At 61.6% G+C, this 18276-nt stretch carries 14 protein-coding genes; 9 read left to right on the forward strand and 5 right to left on the reverse strand.

Annotated elements, in window-relative coordinates:
• Positions 1-5: 5 nt before the first annotated feature.
• Positions 6-674, reverse strand: coding sequence for a TetR/AcrR family transcriptional regulator (locus EKL15_RS16330; RefSeq protein WP_204275783.1), 669 nt, complete (start codon positions 672-674; stop codon positions 6-8).
• An 82-nt stretch (positions 675-756) separates the two neighbouring features.
• Between EKL15_RS16330 and EKL15_RS16335 the strand changes: the two genes are divergently transcribed.
• The 5 genes from EKL15_RS16335 (at position 757) to EKL15_RS16355 (ending at position 8637) form a co-directional block, all read left to right on the forward strand.
• The gene (locus tag EKL15_RS16335) at positions 757-2271 is read left to right on the forward strand and encodes an MDR family MFS transporter (RefSeq protein WP_197808426.1); all 1515 of its coding nucleotides are present in this window, start codon (positions 757-759) and stop codon (positions 2269-2271) included.
• Positions 2272-2400: 129 nt separating this feature from the next.
• Positions 2401-3543, forward strand: coding sequence for an efflux RND transporter periplasmic adaptor subunit (locus tag EKL15_RS16340; RefSeq protein ID WP_060418836.1), 1143 nt, complete (start codon positions 2401-2403; stop codon positions 3541-3543).
• A 1-nt stretch (position 3544) separates the two neighbouring features.
• Entirely contained in the window at positions 3545-6682 is a 3138-nt protein-coding gene (locus EKL15_RS16345; protein WP_197808428.1) for an efflux RND transporter permease subunit, read from the forward strand.
• A gap of 1 nt (position 6683) precedes the next feature.
• A complete protein-coding gene (locus EKL15_RS16350) occupies positions 6684-8126 on the forward strand; it encodes an efflux transporter outer membrane subunit (RefSeq protein WP_343180060.1) in 1443 nt (480 codons plus the stop codon).
• A gap of 157 nt (positions 8127-8283) precedes the next feature.
• Positions 8284-8637 (forward strand): DUF1493 family protein, encoded by a 354-nt coding sequence (locus EKL15_RS16355; RefSeq protein ID WP_049200624.1) that lies wholly within the window; start codon positions 8284-8286, stop codon positions 8635-8637.
• A 7-nt stretch (positions 8638-8644) separates the two neighbouring features.
• On the opposite strand, the gene EKL15_RS16360 is transcribed toward EKL15_RS16355, so the two are convergent.
• Positions 8645-9214, reverse strand: coding sequence for a DJ-1/PfpI family protein (locus EKL15_RS16360; protein ID WP_004937978.1), 570 nt, complete (start codon positions 9212-9214; stop codon positions 8645-8647).
• A gap of 135 nt (positions 9215-9349) precedes the next feature.
• Between EKL15_RS16360 and EKL15_RS16365 the strand changes: the two genes are divergently transcribed.
• The gene (locus EKL15_RS16365) at positions 9350-10888 is read left to right on the forward strand and encodes a long-chain fatty acid--CoA ligase (protein WP_084827781.1); all 1539 of its coding nucleotides are present in this window, start codon (positions 9350-9352) and stop codon (positions 10886-10888) included.
• 39 nt (positions 10889-10927) lie between these two features.
• Here EKL15_RS16365 and EKL15_RS16370 read toward each other — a convergent pair whose 3' ends face one another.
• Together EKL15_RS16370 and EKL15_RS16375 are read right to left on the reverse strand one after the other, a co-directional pair.
• Positions 10928-12202, reverse strand: a complete 1275-nt coding sequence (locus EKL15_RS16370) for a Glu/Leu/Phe/Val dehydrogenase (protein ID WP_060418845.1) — start codon at positions 12200-12202, stop codon at positions 10928-10930.
• Positions 12203-12742: 540 nt separating this feature from the next.
• Entirely contained in the window at positions 12743-13090 is a 348-nt protein-coding gene (locus tag EKL15_RS16375) for an antibiotic biosynthesis monooxygenase (protein ID WP_060418847.1), read from the reverse strand.
• Positions 13091-13604: 514 nt separating this feature from the next.
• Between EKL15_RS16375 and EKL15_RS16380 the strand changes: the two genes are divergently transcribed.
• Positions 13605-14225 carry a transcriptional regulator gene (locus tag EKL15_RS16380; protein ID WP_060418849.1) on the forward strand — a complete coding sequence of 207 codons (621 nt, stop codon included), beginning with the start codon at positions 13605-13607 and terminating at the stop codon, positions 14223-14225.
• Between the two features lie 50 nt (positions 14226-14275).
• Here the strand turns inward: EKL15_RS16380 and EKL15_RS16385 are convergent, their stop codons facing one another.
• Complete coding sequence (locus EKL15_RS16385) at positions 14276-16465, reverse strand: TonB-dependent siderophore receptor (protein ID WP_084827783.1); 2190 nt, start codon at positions 16463-16465, stop codon at positions 14276-14278.
• Between the two features lie 200 nt (positions 16466-16665).
• Between EKL15_RS16385 and fes the strand changes: the two genes are divergently transcribed.
• Entirely contained in the window at positions 16666-17973 is a 1308-nt protein-coding gene (gene fes, locus EKL15_RS16390; RefSeq protein ID WP_238423709.1) for an enterochelin esterase, read from the forward strand.
• Positions 17974-18003: 30 nt separating this feature from the next.
• Positions 18004-18228, forward strand: a complete 225-nt coding sequence (locus EKL15_RS16395; RefSeq protein WP_197847672.1) for an MbtH family protein — start codon at positions 18004-18006, stop codon at positions 18226-18228.
• Positions 18229-18276 lie beyond the last annotated feature (48 nt).

The following is an 18276-nucleotide window of genomic DNA, read 5'->3' on the forward strand; positions in this document are numbered from 1 at the left end:
GGTGGCTAACGCGCCGGGCCGATGCCGTAACGCAGCAGGGCGACGGCGTGGCGGGCGATATCTTCGGCGTTCAGCTGGCCTTTATCCCGTTCGCGCCGCCATTTCGGCGCGGTGGCCAGCGGCAGCAACGTGATGCCGAACAGCGTGAAGAACAGCAGGGAAGGCTCGAGATCGGGATTGAGTTTACCCTGCGCCTGCCAGCGCGCGATGGATTGTAGCGCGATTTGGCGGCGCTCATCGCCGAACCGTTCATCCATGCGCTGTTTCAGCACGCCGCTTTCACTCATGACCTCCCGCAGCCACAGCGGGGCGAACCAGGGGTGTTCCAACGCGATGTCGATAAAACGTTGCGCCAGCAGGGTGAAGGCGGTGACGGGATCGTCCGCGTTGGCGTCGAACACCTCGCCGGCCATTTTGCGCACCGGCAGAAAGCGCTCCTCGATCAGTACGTCCAGCAGCTGATCGCGGTTATGAAAGTAGTAGTGCAGCATGGCCGGGGTGACGTTTGCCTCGCGCGCAATGGCGTTCAACGAGGTGTCTACGATCCCCTGGCGGGCAAACAGGTTCAGCGCGGTATCAAGCAAATGCTCGCGTTTGTCCGCCCCTTTGGCGCCGCCGCTCGGCCGGCCGGGGCGGCGAGGCTTGGCGGGAGTTTGAACGTTTCGTGCTGTCATCGCGGTGAGATCCATTGACCGGAGAAAAGGATGACTCATATATTAATTATGCGATTAATTAATTACAAGTGAACTGACTCCGATGGAGATTGAAAACCCGACAACCCGGCCCGATCACGGCGGGGCACCAGCCAAGGCGCCTTCGCTCACGTTGCTGTTTTCCGCGTTGCTGCTAGTGATGCTGCTGGCGGCGCTGGATCAAACCATTGTCTCCACCGCGCTGCCGACCATCGTCGGCGAGTTTGGTGGGCTTGAGAAACTGTCGTGGGTGGTGACGGCCTATCTGCTGTCTTCCACTATCGTGGTGCCGCTGTACGGCAAATTCGGCGATCTCTTCGGCCGCAAGATTGTGCTGCAAATCGCTATTGTGCTGTTTTTGCTTGGGTCGGTACTGTGTGGGCTGGCGCAGAACATGACGCAGCTGATTCTGATGCGCGCGCTGCAAGGGTTGGGCGGCGGCGGGCTGTTGGTGATCACCCTGGCGGTGGTCGGCGACGTGATCCCGCCGGCGGAACGCGGCCGTTATCAGGGGCTGTTCGGCGGGGTATTCGGCTTGGCCACGGTGGTGGGGCCGCTGATCGGCGGCCTGCTGGTGCAGCATTTTTCCTGGCGCTGGATTTTCTACATCAATCTGCCGCTGGGCCTGTTCGCCCTGCTGGTGATTGGCGCGGTGTTTCAGTCGCAGGTCAATCGAGTGCGGCATGAAATCGACTTCCTCGGCGCCGGTTATCTGGCGATGGCGCTCACCTGCATCATCCTGTTCACCAGCCAGGGCGGCACGGTCATGGCCTGGTCGGACGGCCAGCTGTGGTGCATTCTGGCCTTTGGCCTGGTGTCGCTGGGCGGCTTTATCTATGAGGAACGGCTGGCCGGTGAACCGATCATTCCCCTTGGGCTGTTTCGCAACCGCACCTTTGTGCTGTGCGGCCTGATCGGCTTTATCGTCGGCATGTCGCTGTTCGGCTCCGTGACTTTCCTGCCGCTGTATCTGCAGGTGGTGAAAGGCTCGACGCCATCGCAGGCCGGGATGCAGCTGCTGCCGTTGATGGGCGGCATTATGGTCAGCTCGATCATCAGCGGCCGGATCATCAGCAAACGCGGTAAATACCGGCTGTTTCCGATCGTCGGCACCCTGTGCGCATTAGGGGCGATGACGTTGCTCGGCACCCTGACCAATAACACGCCGGTGCAGCATCTGTACCTGTACATTTGCCTGCTGGGATTGGGGCTGGGCATGGTGATGCAAGTGATGATCCTGGCGGCGCAAAACAGCGTGGAGCCCCGGCATATGGGGGTCGCGACCTCGAGCGCCACGCTGTTCCGCTCTATCGGCGGTTCGATAGGCGTAGCGGTGTTCGGGGCGATTTTCACGCAGGTGCTGCACACCCGTTTGGCGGCGCTGTTGCCGGAAGGCGCGCAGCTGCCGCGCGCGCTCGGTGCAGAAGCGGTGCACCATTTGCCGGCGGCGCTGCAGCAGGATTACCTGCAGGCCTTCGGCGGGGCGATCCATTCGGTGTATCAAATTGCCGCCGGGGTGATGGCGTTGGCTTTTGCGCTGACCTGGCTCTTGAAAGACGTGCCGCTGCGGCACAAATAATCCCGACGCCGGCCGCTCCGGCCGGCGCTGCCCGACGAACTTTTACCGAATCCTTACGCAACCCTTTCAGAAGCGCATTCCGGCATTCGATATATTGAGAATAGTCATTCTCAACAGGATCGTATTGCAATGCAGAGGAAAACGCTTTTGGTGCTTGGGCTGTCGCTGTTGCTGGCCGCCTGCGATGGGCAAAACGCCGGTGCGCCAGCCGGCGCGGGCGCAGAACAGGAGGTCGGCGTGGTCACGCTGCGCGGCCAGTCAGTGACCCTGAGCAGCGAGCTGACCGGCCGGGTCAACGCCACCATGACCTCCGACGTGCGGCCACAGGTCGACGGCATCATCAAGCAGCGGTTATTTACCGAAGGCGCCGAGGTGAAAGCCGGGCAGGTATTGTACCAAATTGACCCCGCCAGTTATCAGGCCAGCTACGATCAGGCCGCCGCCCAGCTGAAAAACGCCCAGGCCACGGTGCAATCCACCCGGCTCAAATCGCAGCGCTATGCGGCGCTGGTGAAAGAGAACGGCGTTTCTCAACAGGATGCGGACGATGCCAAAGCCGCCTATCTGGCGGCCGTGGCGTCGGTGGCCCAGTATCAGGCGGCGCTGGAGACGGCGCGCATTAACCTCGCCTATACCCAGGTGCGGGCGCCGATCGCCGGGCGTATCGGCATCTCGTCGGTGACGCCGGGCGCGTTGGTCACCGCCAGCCAGAGCGATGCGTTAGCCACCATCCGCGCGCTCGACCCGATCTATGTCGATCTGACCCAGTCCAGCGCTCAGCTGCTTAAACTGCGGCGCCAGCAGGCGGCGTTACAGCGCGGCGCGGTCACGCCGGTCGCCATCAAGCTGGAGGACGGTACGCCTTATGCCCATGCCGGCAAGCTCGAGCTGACCGAAGTCGCGGTGGACGAAGCCACCGGTTCGGTCACGCTGCGCGCGGTGTTCCCCAACCCCGAACATGAGCTGCTGCCCGGCATGTATGTCCACGCCACGGTGGATAACGGCGTCGATCCCAAAGCGATTCTGGCGCCGCAGCAGGGCATAACCCGCAACGCCAAAGGGGAAGCCACCGCGTTGGTGGTGGACGAACAGAACAAAGTGGCGCAGCGCACCGTCAGCGCCGAACGGGTGGTGGGCAGCAATTGGCTGATCGGCAGCGGGCTGAACGAAGGCGATCGCCTGATCGTCGAAGGCACCAGCAAGGTCACGATCGGCGCCGCGGTGAAGCCGGTTGAGGTTTCGGTCGACAAAACCCAACGCGGGGAGCAGTGATATGGCGCAGTTCTTTATCCGGCGGCCGGTATTCGCCTGGGTGATCGCCATCATCATCATGCTGTGCGGCCTGATGTCGATCAACTCGTTGCCCGTTTCGCAGTACCCGGACGTCTCACCGCCGCAGATTTCCATCTCCGCCACCTACCCGGGCGCAGACGCGGAAACGCTGGAAAACAGCGTCACGCAGGTGATTGAGCAGCAGCTCACCGGCCTGGACGGCCTGCTGTATTTTTCTTCGACCAGCAGCTCCAGCGGCTCGGTCAGTATCAACGTCACCTTTGATCAGGGCACCGATCCGGATATCGCTCAGGTGCAGGTGCAAAACAAGGTGCAGCAGGCGGAAAGCCGTTTGCCGAGCGCGGTTACCGCGCAGGGCGTGACGGTCAAGAAATCCCAGAGCAGCTTCCTGCTGATCGTCGGGCTGTATGACGAAAGCGACAAGGCGACGATGGCCGATATCTCCGACTATCTGGTCAGCAACCTGCAGGATCCGCTGTCGCGCATCGAGGGCGTGGGGGACGTACAGGTGTTCGGCTCGGAATACGCGATGCGCATCTGGCTGGATCCGACCAAACTGGCGAGCTATGCGTTGATGCCTTCCGACGTGCAGACGGCGATCGAAGCGCAAAACACCCAGGTGTCCGCCGGCAAGATCGGCGATCTGCCGGCCGCCGCCGATCAGCAGCTGACCGCCACGGTAAAGGCGCAGTCGCGGCTGCAAACGCCGGAACAGTTTCGCAATATCATCCTGAAAAGCGACAGCAGCGGCGCGCTGGTGCGGCTGGGCGACGTGGCGCGAATTGAGCTGGGCAACGAGGACTACTCCGCCAGCGCACACCTCAACGGCCACCCGGCGGCGGGGATCGCGGTCAAGCTGGCGGCGGGCGCCAACGCCCTCAACACCGCCAAGCTGGTGAAGGCCAAGGTGGCGGAATACCAAAGTGCGATGCCGCAGGGCTACAAGGTGGCCTACCCGAAAGACAGCACCGACTTTATCAATATCTCAATCGAGGAGGTGGTGAAAACGCTGTTCGAAGCGGTGGCGTTAGTGGTGGTGGTGATGTTCGTGTTCCTGCAAAACCTGCGCACCACGCTGATCCCGACCATCACCGTGCCGGTAGTGTTGCTGGGCACCTTCGGCGTGCTGGCGGCGTTCGGCTATTCAATCAATACCCTGACGCTGTTCGGCATGGTGTTGGCGATCGGGCTGTTGGTGGACGACGCCATCGTGGTGGTGGAAAACGTCGAACGCGTGATGCGGGAGGATAAGCTGCCGCCGCGCGAGGCGACGGAGAAATCGATGCACGAAATCACCGGCGCATTGGTCGGCATCGCGCTGGTGCTGTCGGCGGTATTTCTGCCGATGGCGTTCTTCGGCGGCTCCACCGGGGTGATCTATCGCCAATTTTCGATCACCGTCGTCTCCTCGATGGTGCTGTCGGTGGTGCTGGCGTTGACGCTGGCGCCGGCATTGTGCGCCACGTTGCTGAAGCCCGCGCACGACGCGCAGACCGACAAGGGCTTGCTGGGCAAATTCAACCGCGGCTATGACCGGCTGCAGGAGAAGTACGCCGACAAGGTCGGTGGGGTAATCCACCGGCCGACGCGCTATCTGCTGCTGTACGGCCTGCTGTTGATCGCCGCGGCCGTGATGTACCTGCGCTTGCCGACCGGCTTTCTGCCCAACGAGGATCAGGGCACGGTGATGGTGCAGTACACCTTGCCGGCAGGCGCCACCAACGCGCGCACCTCGGCGGTGAGCGAGGCGGTGACCGCCTATTTCCTCGACCAGGAAAAGGCCAACGTCAGCACCATTTTCACCATCAACGGTTTCGGCTTCAGCGGCAGCGGGCAAAACGCCGGCATGGCGTTCGTCAGCCTCAAAGACTGGAGCCAGCGCAGCGGCAGCGCGAACACCGCCGACGCCATCGCCAAACGCGCCATGGCGCACTTCGCCTCGCTGCGCGACGCCCAGGTCTTCTCCATGAGCCCACCGGCGATCGACGGTTTCGGCCAGTCCGACGGCTTCACCTTCGAGCTGCAGGCCAAAGGGGCGACCACCCGCGCCGAGCTGCAGGCGATGCGCGACCAGATTGTTGCCGCCGCCGGCAACAACCCGGCACTGCTGGCGGTGCGCGCCAACACCTTGCCGGACACCCCGCAGCTGCAGGTGGAGATCGACAACGGCAAGCTGCAGGCGCTCGGCCTGAGCGCCGCCGACGTCAACAGCACCCTCAGCAGCGCGTTCGGCAGCACCTACGTCAACGACTTTATCGATCGCAACCGGGTGAAAAAAGTCTATATGCAGGGCGATGTGCAGTACCGCGCCAAGCCGGAAGATCTCGACCGCTGGTTTGTGCGTGGCACCAACGCGTCGGGCGCCAGCAGCATGACGCCGTTCTCCGCCTTTGCGTCTTCGCACTGGATCTACGGGCCGGAAAACCTGTCGCGCTATAACGGGCTGTCGTCGTTCGAGATCACCGGGCAGGGCGCCGCTGGCGTCAGCTCCGGTACGGCGATGAGCGAGATGGAGAAACTGGCGGCAACATTCTCCGCCGGCAGCAGCTATTCCTGGAGCGGGCTGTCCTATCAGGAGCGGCTGACCAGCGGCCAGGCGTCGTCGCTGTACGCCATTTCGCTGATCGTGGTGTTCCTGTGCCTGGCGGCACTGTATGAGAGCTGGTCAATTCCGTTTGCGGTGATGTTGGTGGTGCCGATGGGCGTGGTGGGATCGCTGCTGGCGATCACGCTGCGCGGGCTGGAAAACGACATCTACTTCCAGGTGGCGCTGCTCACCATCATCGGCCTGTCGGCGAAGAACGCCATTTTGATCGTCGAGTTCGCCGAGGAGATGCATCAGCGGGGTGAAACGCTGATTGGCGCGGCGGTCCACGCGGCGCGCATGCGCCTGCGGCCGATCCTGATGACCTCGCTGGCGTTCACCGCCGGGGTGCTGCCGCTGGCGGTATCCAGCGGCGCCGGCGCCAACAGCCGCATCGCCATCGGTACCGGCATCATCGGTGGCACCATCACCGCCACCGCATTGGCCATCTTTTTCGTCCCGCTGTTTTATGTGTTGGTGCGCCGCATGTTTACCCGTCGGCCCGCCAAGGCGCCGTCACAGGCAGGAGAATAACGTGTTGCAACGAGTCATGATGTTAACTTTACCGCTGCTGCTGACCGGCTGTCTGTCGCTGGATCCGCACTACCAGCGCCCGGCGGCGCCGGTGCCCGCCAACCTGCCGCAGGGCGAGGCTAGCGGCAACCAGGCGCTGAGCTACCCGGACGTCGCCTGGCGCGACTATGTCCAGGACGCCCGGCTGCGCCAGGTGGTGGCGCTGGGGCTGAACAGCAGCCGCGATCTGCGCGAGGCGATCGCCAATATCGCGTCGGCGCGCGCCCTGTACGGCGAGCAGCGCTCGGCGCTGTTCCCGACAATCAATGCCACCGCCGACGGCAGCCGCGGGCGGGCGTTGACCGGCAGCGGCAACGCCACCGCGCTGAGCCAAAGCTACGAGGCCGCGGCCGGCGTCAGCGCATTCGAGTTGGATCTGTTCGGCAAGAACGCCAGCCTGTCGCGCGCGGCGTTCGAAACCTATCTGGCGAACTCGGAGGCGGCGAAAAGCACCCGTCTGACACTGATCGCCGATATCGTCACCGACTGGGTGGCGGTGGCGGCCGAGCGCAGCAATCTGGCGGTGGCACAGCAGACGATGGCGAGCGCCAAACGGTCGCTGGACGTCACGCGCAACAATCAACAGCACGGGATTGCGTCGCTGGTTGACGTGGCGTCGGCGGAAACCGTCTATCAGCAGGCGCGATCGGACGCCGCCAGCTACGCCACCAGCGCCGCGCAGGCGAAAAACGCGCTGGATTTGGCGGTAGGGCAAAGCGTGCCGGAAAACCTGCTGCCGAGCGGTATCGAGGCGCTGGGCGGGATCATGCGCGATCTGCCGGCCGGCGTCTCTTCGCAAGTGTTGCTGAAGCGGCCGGACGTGCTGCAGGCCGAGCATAACCTGAAATCCGCCAACGCCAATATCGGCTCGGCGCGGGCGGCGTTCTTCCCGTCGATCAGCTTGACCGCCAGCGGCGGCGTGGGCAGCGGTGAACTCTCCTCGTTGTTCAGCCACGGAGCCGGCGTCTGGTCGTTTGCACCGAGCATCAGCCTGCCTATCTTCAGCGGCGGCTATAACACGGCTCAGCTCAACTACACCCAGGCGCAGAAAGATCTGTATGTCGCTACCTATGAGAAAGCGGTGCAGACGGCATTTCAGGAAACCGCCGACGCGCTGGCGCGCAAAGCCACGCTGCAGGAACAGCTGGCGGCGCAAACCGGCTATGTGGCGGCGGCGCAGCAATATTATCGCCTGGCCGAGCTGCGTTATCGCCAGGGCGTGGACAGCTACCTGACGCTGCTGGACGCACAGCGCACGCTGTACACGGCGCAACAGGCGCTGATCGCCGCGCAGCAGAGCGCGTACGACAATCAGGCCACCCTGTATAAAGTGTTGGGCGGCGGCGTTACCGCCGAGCGGCAGGGGGATGGCGTCATCGCCGACCAGACGACGCTCAGCCGCTAACCGTCGACCGCGCGCGCCAGGCATTTGGCTACGCGCGGTTTTTTTATGGAAAGTGTAAAGAAACAGAAAACCCGGCCGGCGGTCAGAACTCGCCGCGGTGAGCAGAGTCAGACAGAGAACCGCATTCATCTTTTATTCATACCGGCTCGAGGTCGTCATGGCAGAAGACATTCAGCAACAGGTCATCGCGCTTATCGCCGCCTTCAACGCATCAGGGCGGCTGAAGAAGGGCGTGGCCATCACCCCGGAAACCGAGATCAACACCGCGCTCAACCTGTCGTTCAGCGATTCCAATACGCTGATGCGCCGCTACTTCGATACCTTCGGCGTCGACAGCGGCAACTACAACCACGAACTGTATTTCCAGCCGCCGACCAACACCGGGCGCTGGTTTTCCCCCTCCGCGTGCAAAGAGCATCCCCGGCCGCTGTGCGTGTCGATGCTGGTGCGCTCCGCGCGCGCCAAGCGCTGGCTGTACGACATCCACTTCCTGATCGAGCAGCTCCGCTAGCGCCGCGTTACTGCTCCAACACCTCGGCGAACTTCGCCAGCCACTGCGGATGCGCCGGCCAGGCCGGGGCGGTGACCAGATTGCCGTCGACGTGCGCCTGATCGATGCCGATTTCCGCATAATGGCCGCCGCCCAGCCGCACTTCCGGCGCGCAGGCCGGGTAGGCGCTGCAGGTGCGGCCTTTCAACACCCCGGCCGCCGCCAGCAGCTGCGGGCCGTGGCAAACGGCGGCGATCGGTTTTTTCGCGGCGTCAAACGCCTGCACCAGCGCGATCACGTCGGGGTTCAGACGCAGGTATTCCGGCGCCCGGCCGCCGGGGATCAAGAGCGCATCGTAGTGCTCTTCTTTGGCGGCGGCGAAGTCGGCATTTAAGGTAAAACGGTGGCCGGGTTTCTCGCTATAGGTCTGCGCCCCGTCAAAGTCGTGGATTGCGGTTTGGATATAATCGCCGACGGCTTTGCCGGGGCACACGGCGTCCACCCAATGGCCGATCATCTGCAATGCCTGAAACGGCACCATGGTTTCGTAATCTTCGGCGTAGTCGCCGACCAGCATCAGGATCTTTTTCTTGCTCATAATCACAACTCCTGCGGGATAGGGATTGCCTAAGGTATAGCCCAGCGCCCCTGGGAATGCGAACCGCAAAGCGCCTATCTATACTCGTGATACTGCGGCGCTTTTCTCGCCGCTCAACCCCAGGGAGGATCCCCGATGCTGAATCTGGCTACCTTGCTTGAAGAGAGTGCGCGCACCTGGCCGGAGCGGCCGGCGGTGATACAGGACGACAACCCGCTCAGCTATCGGGCGCTTAACGACATGGCCAATCGGGTGGCGAATTTGTTGGCCGCGCGCGGCGTGCGGCCTGGTGAACGGGTGGCGCTGGCCTGCCCGAACCGGCCGGAGTTTCCGGCTATCTATTACGGCATTCTTAAAAGCGGCGCGGTGGTGGTGCCGCTGAATATTCTGCTTAAAAGCGCAGAGTTCGACTATTACCTGGCGGATTCGGCGGCGGTGGCGCTGTTTTGTTTCGAGGGCAGCAGCGGCCTGCCGCTGGGGGAGGAAGCGCTGCGGGCGGCGGCGAAGGCGGAGCAGTGCCGCGAGGTGTTTATCATCGGCGATCGGTTGCCGCTCGAAGGGGAACGTTTCAGCGCGGCGATAGCCGAGCAGGCTACCGAATTCGCTTCGGCGACGACGATCGAAAGCGACACCGCAGTAGTGCTGTATACCAGCGGCACCACCGGCCGCGCCAAAGGGGCGGAGTTGACTCACGCCAATCTGGTGCTCAACGCCTTGGGATCGGTGCGGCTGTTCGACGGTTCGGAGACGGCCCCCGATCGTCACCTGGTGACCTTGCCGCTATTCCACACTTTTGGTTCGACGGTGCAGATGAACGCCGGGTTCGCTTCCGCCGCCACTCTGGTGCTGGTCGAGCGCTTCGACGCCGCGCAGGCCATCGCGCTGATGCAACGGCACGGCATCACCTTTTTCGCCGGGGTGCCGACCATGTATTGGGCGCTGTTGAATGCGTTGGATGAGCACACGGATATCGAGCGCTTGCGCAGCACGCTGCGTATGGCGGTGTCCGGCGGCGCCAGCCTGCCGGTGCAGATCCTGGAGGATTTCTCGCGCCGCTTCGGCGTCAACATTCTCGAAGGGTATGGGCTGTCGGAGACCAGCCCGGTCGCCACCTTTAACCATCCCCATCGGGTAACCAAACCCGGCTCCATCGGCCAACCGATCTGGGGCGTGGAGGTGCGCCTGCTCGACGCCACCGGGCAGCCGGTCGACGGCATCGACCAGGTCGGGGAGATCGCGGTGCGCGGTTACAACATCATGAAAGGCTATCTGAACCGCCCTGAGGCGACGGCAGAGGTGCTGGAAAACGGCTGGTTCCGCACCGGTGACCTGGCGCGTCGCGACGCCGACGGCTTCTATTTCATCGTCGATCGGGCCAAGGACATGATCATCCGCGGCGGGTTCAACGTCTATCCGCGCGAGATTGAAGAGGCGCTGATTCGCCATCCGGCGGTGTCGTTGGTGGCGGTGATCGGCGTCGAGCATCCGTCGCTGGGCGAAGAGATCAAAGCGGTGGTGGTATTGAAAGAGACGGAAGAGCCGATCGAGGAAGAAACGCTGATTGCCTGGAGCCGGGAGCGGCTGGCGGCGTACAAGTATCCGCGTATCGTCGAGTTCGTCGAGCGTTTGCCGATGACCAGTACCGGTAAGGTGTTGAAGCGCTGTTTGCGCTGAGGAAAATCCGGCCTGCCGGGGCAGGCCGGGATACGGGCATCAACCTGGGTAGATGCCGCGCTCTTTACGTGCGGTCAGGATGCGCTCACAGGCCACGATGTAAGCCGCGGTGCGCAGGCTGCACTCTTTCTCGGCCGCCTTGTTCCAGACGTGGACCATGGCGTCGGTCATGATCTTGTCCATACGCTCGTTGATCTCGGACTCGCTCCAGAAGTAGCTCGCCATGTCCTGCACCCACTCGAAGTAACTGACCGTTACGCCGCCGGCGTTACAGATAACGTCCGGGACCACGGTGATGTTACGGGAACGCAGAATGTCGTCCGCTTCTGGGAAGGTTGGGCCGTTAGCGCCTTCCAGCACCAGCTTGGCGCTGAGGATTTCGGCGCGCTGACGGGTGATTTGGCCTTCCAGCGCCGCAGGGATCAGGATGTCCATGTCGACCGACCAGAACGCTTCGCTTTCGATCTCGCTGGCGCCAGGGAAGCCGGCGATCTGCTTGTGCTTGGCCTGGTATTCGGTCAGCGCGGTCAGGTCGATGCCGTTGGCGTTGAACAGGGTGGCGGAGTGGTCCTGGATGGTGACGACGCGCGCGCCGACGCCAACGAACAGGCGAGCCGCTTCGCTGCCCACGTTACCGAAGCCTTGTACCGCCACTTTGGCGCCTTCGATCTGCACGCCCAGACGCTTGGCCACTTCGCTGCCGGTGACGAACACGCCGCGGCCGGTCGCTTTCTCACGGCCCAGGGAGCCGCCGAGGTGGATTGGTTTGCCGGTGACCACGCCGGTGATGGTGGTGCCGTGGTTCATGGAGTAGGTGTCCATCATCCAGGCCATCACTTTGGCGTTGGTGCCGACGTCCGGCGCAGGAATGTCTTTCTGTGGCCCGATGATGAAGCCGATTTCGCTGGTGTAGCGGCGGGTCAGTCGCTCCAGTTCACCTTCAGACAGTTTGAACGGGTCGACGCGGATGCCGCCCTTGGCGCCGCCGTACGGCAGGTTGACCGCGGCACACTTGATGGTCATCCAGGCGGACAGGGCCATCACTTCGTTCAGATCGACGTCAGGGTGGAAGCGGATACCGCCTTTGCCCGGCCCACGCGACAGGTTGTGCTGTACGCGGAAACCTTCGAAGTGACGGATGGTGCCATCGTCCATCTGCAGCGGGATATCGACAATCAAAGCGCGCTTAGGGTGACGCAGCGTATCAACCCAGCGTGACAGCTCGCCGAGGTAAGGGGCGACGCGATCGATTTGTTGCAGATATGTAGCCCAAGCGGTGGTGCTGCTGTCTGAAGCGTAGGATAGCTTTTCCATAACCAACCTTTATATATTAGAGGTATTTATTTCGTTTAACCGTGGATTAGCAAGCGCATAACACTTTGCGACGCTAAATTTACCACTAATTATGCCGGTTGTTAGCCCCCCTCTCATCGGGCCAGCGGACGGTTTTTCGCCGCCTGCAGGGCGGCAAATGAATAGTTAATTACTTTTCATCGACGCTGAGCGTGTGCATGCATACTTTATGCATATAAAGCGCATAAAAACCCTTTTTATCTATTTTTCAGAAGCTTGAATGTGATCAAAAAGTTTCATTTTATTTAACTGCTATGTTGACAATGGCGTTTCCCCTCGGCAGCGTTAAAATCCTGTTAAAACGCCGTCTGCGGCCGTGTTTTTATCGTGCAAAGAGAAGCCTAATCCGAGGCTGTTTTAATGTGTTGCGGCCGTCGAGGCAGGGTCTGATAAATGTGCTCACCTGAAACGGACGGGTGACAGCGAGCGGCCACCCGTTCAGGTTTTGCCAATCAGCGTTAAAGAAGACCGCGCCGCCGTGGCGTGGTCATCCGGCACGCATTACGCGCCGGTATGCTGATAGCGTTTTAATTCCACCGGCTCAGCGCCGATACTCGCCAGATATTCTTTGACGGACGCCGGCGCGGAAGCCCGCGTAAATTGGTAGATGTTTTCATCCGCATCCAACAGCGTCTCCCATTTTACAATGTTCACCCAGCGAGGTTCATTGTCTACGCTGATGCCTGAGTCACGCGAAATGAACCCGTTCTGGTTTGAGATAAATTCCTCTTCTACACGCTTGTCCAATACGGCAAACGCTTCAGGGCTGAGTGAGGCCGGCAGTTTAAAACTTGAAACTTCAATAATGTAGCCGTTGGCGGAACAGTCCGCCCTAGATTCATGGTTCATAGTAAAAGTCCTTTAAATTAAATTGCTTATACAACTCAAATTAAGCTGCATCCTTATTGCAGTACTGCAAGTTAAATTTATTCTCGATGCCAGAAGGAAATAGTTAGGAATAGTCCGAATTGGCGTTTTTCTTTATGTAAAAGATGATGATTTTAATGGGATTTTTCTTGGATAAAGGAGTCCGCTAATCAATTCGCGATCGGCATGAAGTGAATAATTAAATAAAGGGGGTGGGGATTAATGTCATTGGCAAAGGTGCGGCTTTTAAATAACAAAACGGCATGTGAGTAAAGTGACTTTAAATATTTCCCTTTCCTCTTTCGCCTGGCGGGAGGTATTTTTCCGACGACCGGCAATGGCCAATTCTGATCCCGGGTGTGAACACTAAGGGCGTTTGCAGCGCCGCCGTCGGCGCAGGGGGCGCAAACGCCATCCGCTCGGCAAGTGGCGGCAACTGCGGTATGCTAAGCGGCTGAACAGCAAACCAAACCGGGCTATACGGAGACACCCCAGCGTGCCGAACTCTTCTTCTCAACTCGAACTTTTACGCTCGGTCGCCGACGGCATCGCGGCGCTGTTTTTCCCGAATGCGGAAGTGGTGATCCACGATCTGGCCACCAACAAGATTGCTTATCTGGCGAACAACCTGTCGAAGCGCAAACCGGGTGACGACGCCGGGCTGGACGACTTCGAGCTCGCCGGCGGCGCCGGCGTGACCGGCCCCTATGAGAAGCTGAACTGGGACGGCAAAAAGATGCGCTCGGTGAGCATCGCCGCGCGCGACGAGCAGGGCAAGCCCAGCTATCTGCTGTGCATCAACCTGAGCACCGCGATGTTCGAGGACGCCCGCAACGCGCTGGACATGTTCCTGTCGGTCACCCGGCTGCAGCCGCAGCCGCAAGCGCTGTTCAAAGATGACTGGCAGGAGAAGATCAACACCTTCCTGCACGACTGGCTGCGGCGCGAAAACGCCGCGCTCGGTGCGCTGAGCCGCGAACAGAAACGGCGGCTGGTCAGCGATCTCTATCATCAGGGGGCGTTCAAGGCCAAAAGCGCCGCCGACTACATCGCCAATGTGCTGTCGATGGGGCGCGCCACGGTGTACAAGCATTTGCGGGAACTGAAGCAGGAGTAAAGGCGGCGGGAAAGGCGGAAGAAATGGGCGGCGCTGGCCGCCCATTTTTGTTACCAGCGGTAGTTGACCGAAGCGATGATGCTGCGGCCGCTGCCGTAGAAGCAGGCGTACTCGCCGCTGCAGGATGAAACGTATTTCTTGTCCGTCAGGTTCTGTACGTTGAGCTGAAGCGCTGCACCGCGCAGCGCCGACGAGGCCTGGCCGAGGTCATATTTCACCATGGCGTCGTACAGCGTGTAGTGCGGCACATCGTACTGGCCGATGGCGTCGGCCGGCGCATCGCCGATGTAACGCACGCCGCTGCCGACGGTCAGGCCGTTCAGCGCGCCGCTCAGGAAGCTGTAGCTGCCCCAGGCGGACGCCGCGTGGCGCGGGATGCCCGCCGGGCTGTGGCCGATTTCGTCCGCCGAGTTGGAGTCTTTGGTCACCACGTCGGTGTAGGTATAGGCGGCGGTCAGCTTGATCTCTGGCGTTGGCTGAGCGTGCACTTCCGCCTCAATCCCTTTGGATTTCACCTCGCCGATCTGCTCGTAGGCGGAGGTGAGGCGGTTATAGGACGCCACATTGCGCTGGGTAATGTCGAACCAAGAGAGGGTCAGCAGGGTGTTGCCGCCCGGGATCTGGTACTTCACGCCCACCTCGGTTTGTTTGCCGGTGGTCGGCTTGAGCGGATCGGCGCCCGGCGCGCTCGGGTACAGGTTAGGATCGAACGAGGTGCTGTAGCTGACATACGGTGAAATGCCGTTGTCGAAGGCGTAAAGCAGGCCCGCGCGGCCGGTAAACTGGGCATCGTTGTAGGTCTGCTCTTTACCGCCGCTGGTGCGATCGCGGGTGTTGACCTGCGACCAGTCCTGACGGCCGGACAGCAGCAGGTTCCAGTTATTCCACTCCAGCTGGTCCTGCAGATACACCCCGACCTGATTCAGCGTCTTCAAGTCGCTGGAAGCCAGCGCCAGCGTGCTGCCATCGATGCTGGGGCGAACCGGGTTGGCCCAGTCGATCGGGTAGTCGTTGCCGCGATCGCGATACATCTTCGAATCGATATGGCTGTAGCGGTAATCCAGCCCGCCCAGCACCGTGTGCTTCACCTCGCCGGTGTCGAACAACCCCTTAAGCTGGTTATCCACGCCAAACTCGTTGGTCATCTGCGTTTCATGCTGCGCCATGCGGGTGACGGTATGGTCGTTGACTTTCGAGTTTACGTTATAAACCAGATATTTATAGTCTTCATCGCGGTGGGTGAAGCGCAGGTTCTGGGTGAACGACAGCGCATCGCTGAAGTTATGCTCGAGGCTGTAGCCGATCGACGCCTGCTCGCGCCGCGACTTGTTGAAGCTGGGTTCGCTGATGTTGAAGTCGTAGGGCACATAGCCCGCGCTGGTCGGGAACAGCGTGCCGGCGCGCGGCAGGAAGTTGCGCGATCCGGCTTTCGGATCGTTCTGGTAGCTGGTCAGCAGCGTAAAGCTGGTGTCTTCGTTCGGCAGCCAGGTGAAGGCCGGCGCGATGGCCACCCGTTGCTGCTTGCTGTCTTTGACAAACTCATGTTCGGTTCTGGCGATGCCGTTCAGGCGGTAGAACAGGGTATTGTCGTCGTTGAGCTTGCCGCCGAAATCGAACGCCGTTTCCGCCAGATGGCGGTTGCCGGTGCTGAATTTGACTTCGTGAATGCTTTGGGCGGTGGGGCGCTTGCTGGTCATCACCACTACGCCGCCGGGGCTGACCTGGCCGTACAGCACGCCGGCCGGGCCGTGCACCATCTCCACGCGCTCCAGCAGCCAGGGATCGATCTGCCCGGCGCCGCCGTTTTGGCTCGAAAGGCCAAAGTGCAGGCCGTCGAGCAGCTTGGGCGCATAGCGGAAGCCGCGGCTGATCACTTCGTCATTGCGGTTGGAGTTGCCGCGGTAGGTGGTGATTACCCCGCTGGTGTAGTTCAGCGCGTCGGCGACCGACGCCGGCTCCTGGTCGTTCATTTGCTCGCGCGTCACCACTGAGATGGACTGCGGCGTTTTACGCAGAGAGGCGGCGGTCTTGGTGCCGGCGGCGCTCTCTTTGGCGACGATCCCCTTGACCGGGGCGGTCACGCTGTTTTGCGCGTCGGCGGTCACCAGAATCGTCTCGTCCGCGGCGGCGGACGCGTGTGGCGCGAAGGGCAGTAAGGCCAGCGCCGATCCCAGCAATAAACGCTTGGCGGACATCGCCTCTGCGTTCGCGTTTTCTATCCCTTTGTTTTTAATCTTCATTATCTCTCCTGCATACCTGCGTTGTGTGTCATGCCACCCTGATAAACCCCGAAATGCCGACAAGCGCTCTTCACCCGTCGACGCGGAAACGCCGTGTGTGCACGACGGTAAAAATCCGACAAATAGTATTGAAAACGATAATGAGTATCAATACGATTGTCAGGTTTTGTAAAAATCACTCATGTTATGTAAGGGGCGCTATGGAGTTTTTGCCGGAAAAGAGGCCAGAAAACGGTCATGAGGGATTGGCGGCGCAGTGGCTGCGTGAAGAGGCGGCAGGGCAGCCCGCGTGGTGGCAGAAGGTCGCCTCACACGGCACGCCCATCGTCGAGCCGCACGATGACCGCCACGTCAAAATGACCTGGCTGTGGCGCGATCCCGCCGGCGATGAACGGCACTCGCCGATATGCCGCGTTTACGCCGATATCAACGGCATTACCGATCACCACAGCACGTCCCCCAGCAGCCTGACCAGGCTCCCCGGCACCGACGTTTGGTACGGCGCCGCCGTTATCGATCGGCGCTGGCGCGGCAGCTACAGCCTGATCCCCATCACAGAGCGAGATCTTCCCCCCGTCTTCAGCGGCGACGAAGCGTTGCGCGATCGCCAGCAGCGCGCCTGGTGGGTATCGCTGTTCCCGCTGGCGATCGCCGATCCGCTAAATCGCCTCTCGCTGGGGCCTTCGCATCGCCCGCGCCCGGTTTCCCTGGCGCAAGGGCCGGATGCCGACGACCAAAGCGCCTGGCAGGCCGCCGATCGGCCATTGGACGAGGCGCGGCTACAGTTTTTTCAGTGGCGCAGCGAACGTCTGGATAACCAGCGGCGCGTTTGGCTGTATGCCAGCGGCGACGCGGCGGTGAAAGCGAACCGCCCGCTGGTGCTATTGCTCGATGGCCAAAACTGGATCGAAAGGCACGCGCTGTTGCCGGTGATCGAGCATGAAACCGCAAAAGGGCGGCTGCCGCCCGCGTGCTGGCTGCTGATCGATGCGATCGACGGTGAACACCGGGAAAACGAGCTGCCCTGCAACGCCGCCTTCTGGCAGGCAATCATCGAAGAGCTGCTGCCGCAGGCGCAGAAGCGCGAAGCGTTCAGCGAGGAAGGGGCGCGCACCGTCGTCGCCGGCCAGAGCTACGGCGGGCTGGCGGCGTTATATGCCGGTATGCACTGGCCGGAACGCTTCGGCCGCGTGTTGAGCCAGTCCGGCTCCTTCTGGTGGCCCACGGTGCAATTCGTTACCCAGTTCGAAAAACGTCACGAACTGGAGGAAGGCTGGCTGATACGCCAGGTTCGGCAACGCGACGCGGCGGCGCCCACGCTCACCGTGATTCAGCAAGCCGGCGATCGGGAGGCGGACATCGAGTTCGTTAATCGCCAGATGCATCAGGCGCTGACGGCGGCGGGGCACCGCGCCGAATACCGCGTGTTTTCCGGCGGGCACGATGCGCTCTGCTGGCGCGGCGGCCTGGTGGACGGCGTGCGCCAGCTGCTTTCCGCGATGGAATAACCCACACATTTTGACAGACAGGTAATGCAAATGACTCAGGAACAACAAAACCCGTTCGATGACGAAAGCCTCCGTTTCACCGTTTTGGTCAACGCGCAGCAGCAGTATTCGCTGTGGCCGCAGTTTGCCGAGGCGCCGCAGGGGTGGCGCGTGCTGATGGGGCCGGCGTCGCGCGGCGAATGCATCGACTACATCGAAACGCACTGGCAGGACATGCGGCCGGCGGCGCTGAAAGCGGCGGATGCGGCGCGTTAAGCGCCAGGCAGCCACATCGATACATTCCGTTTGAGGAAAAGGACAGAC

It is taken from the genome of Serratia sp. 4542, from assembly GCF_016805595.1.
GTDB lineage: Bacteria > Pseudomonadota > Gammaproteobacteria > Enterobacterales > Enterobacteriaceae > Serratia > Serratia nevei.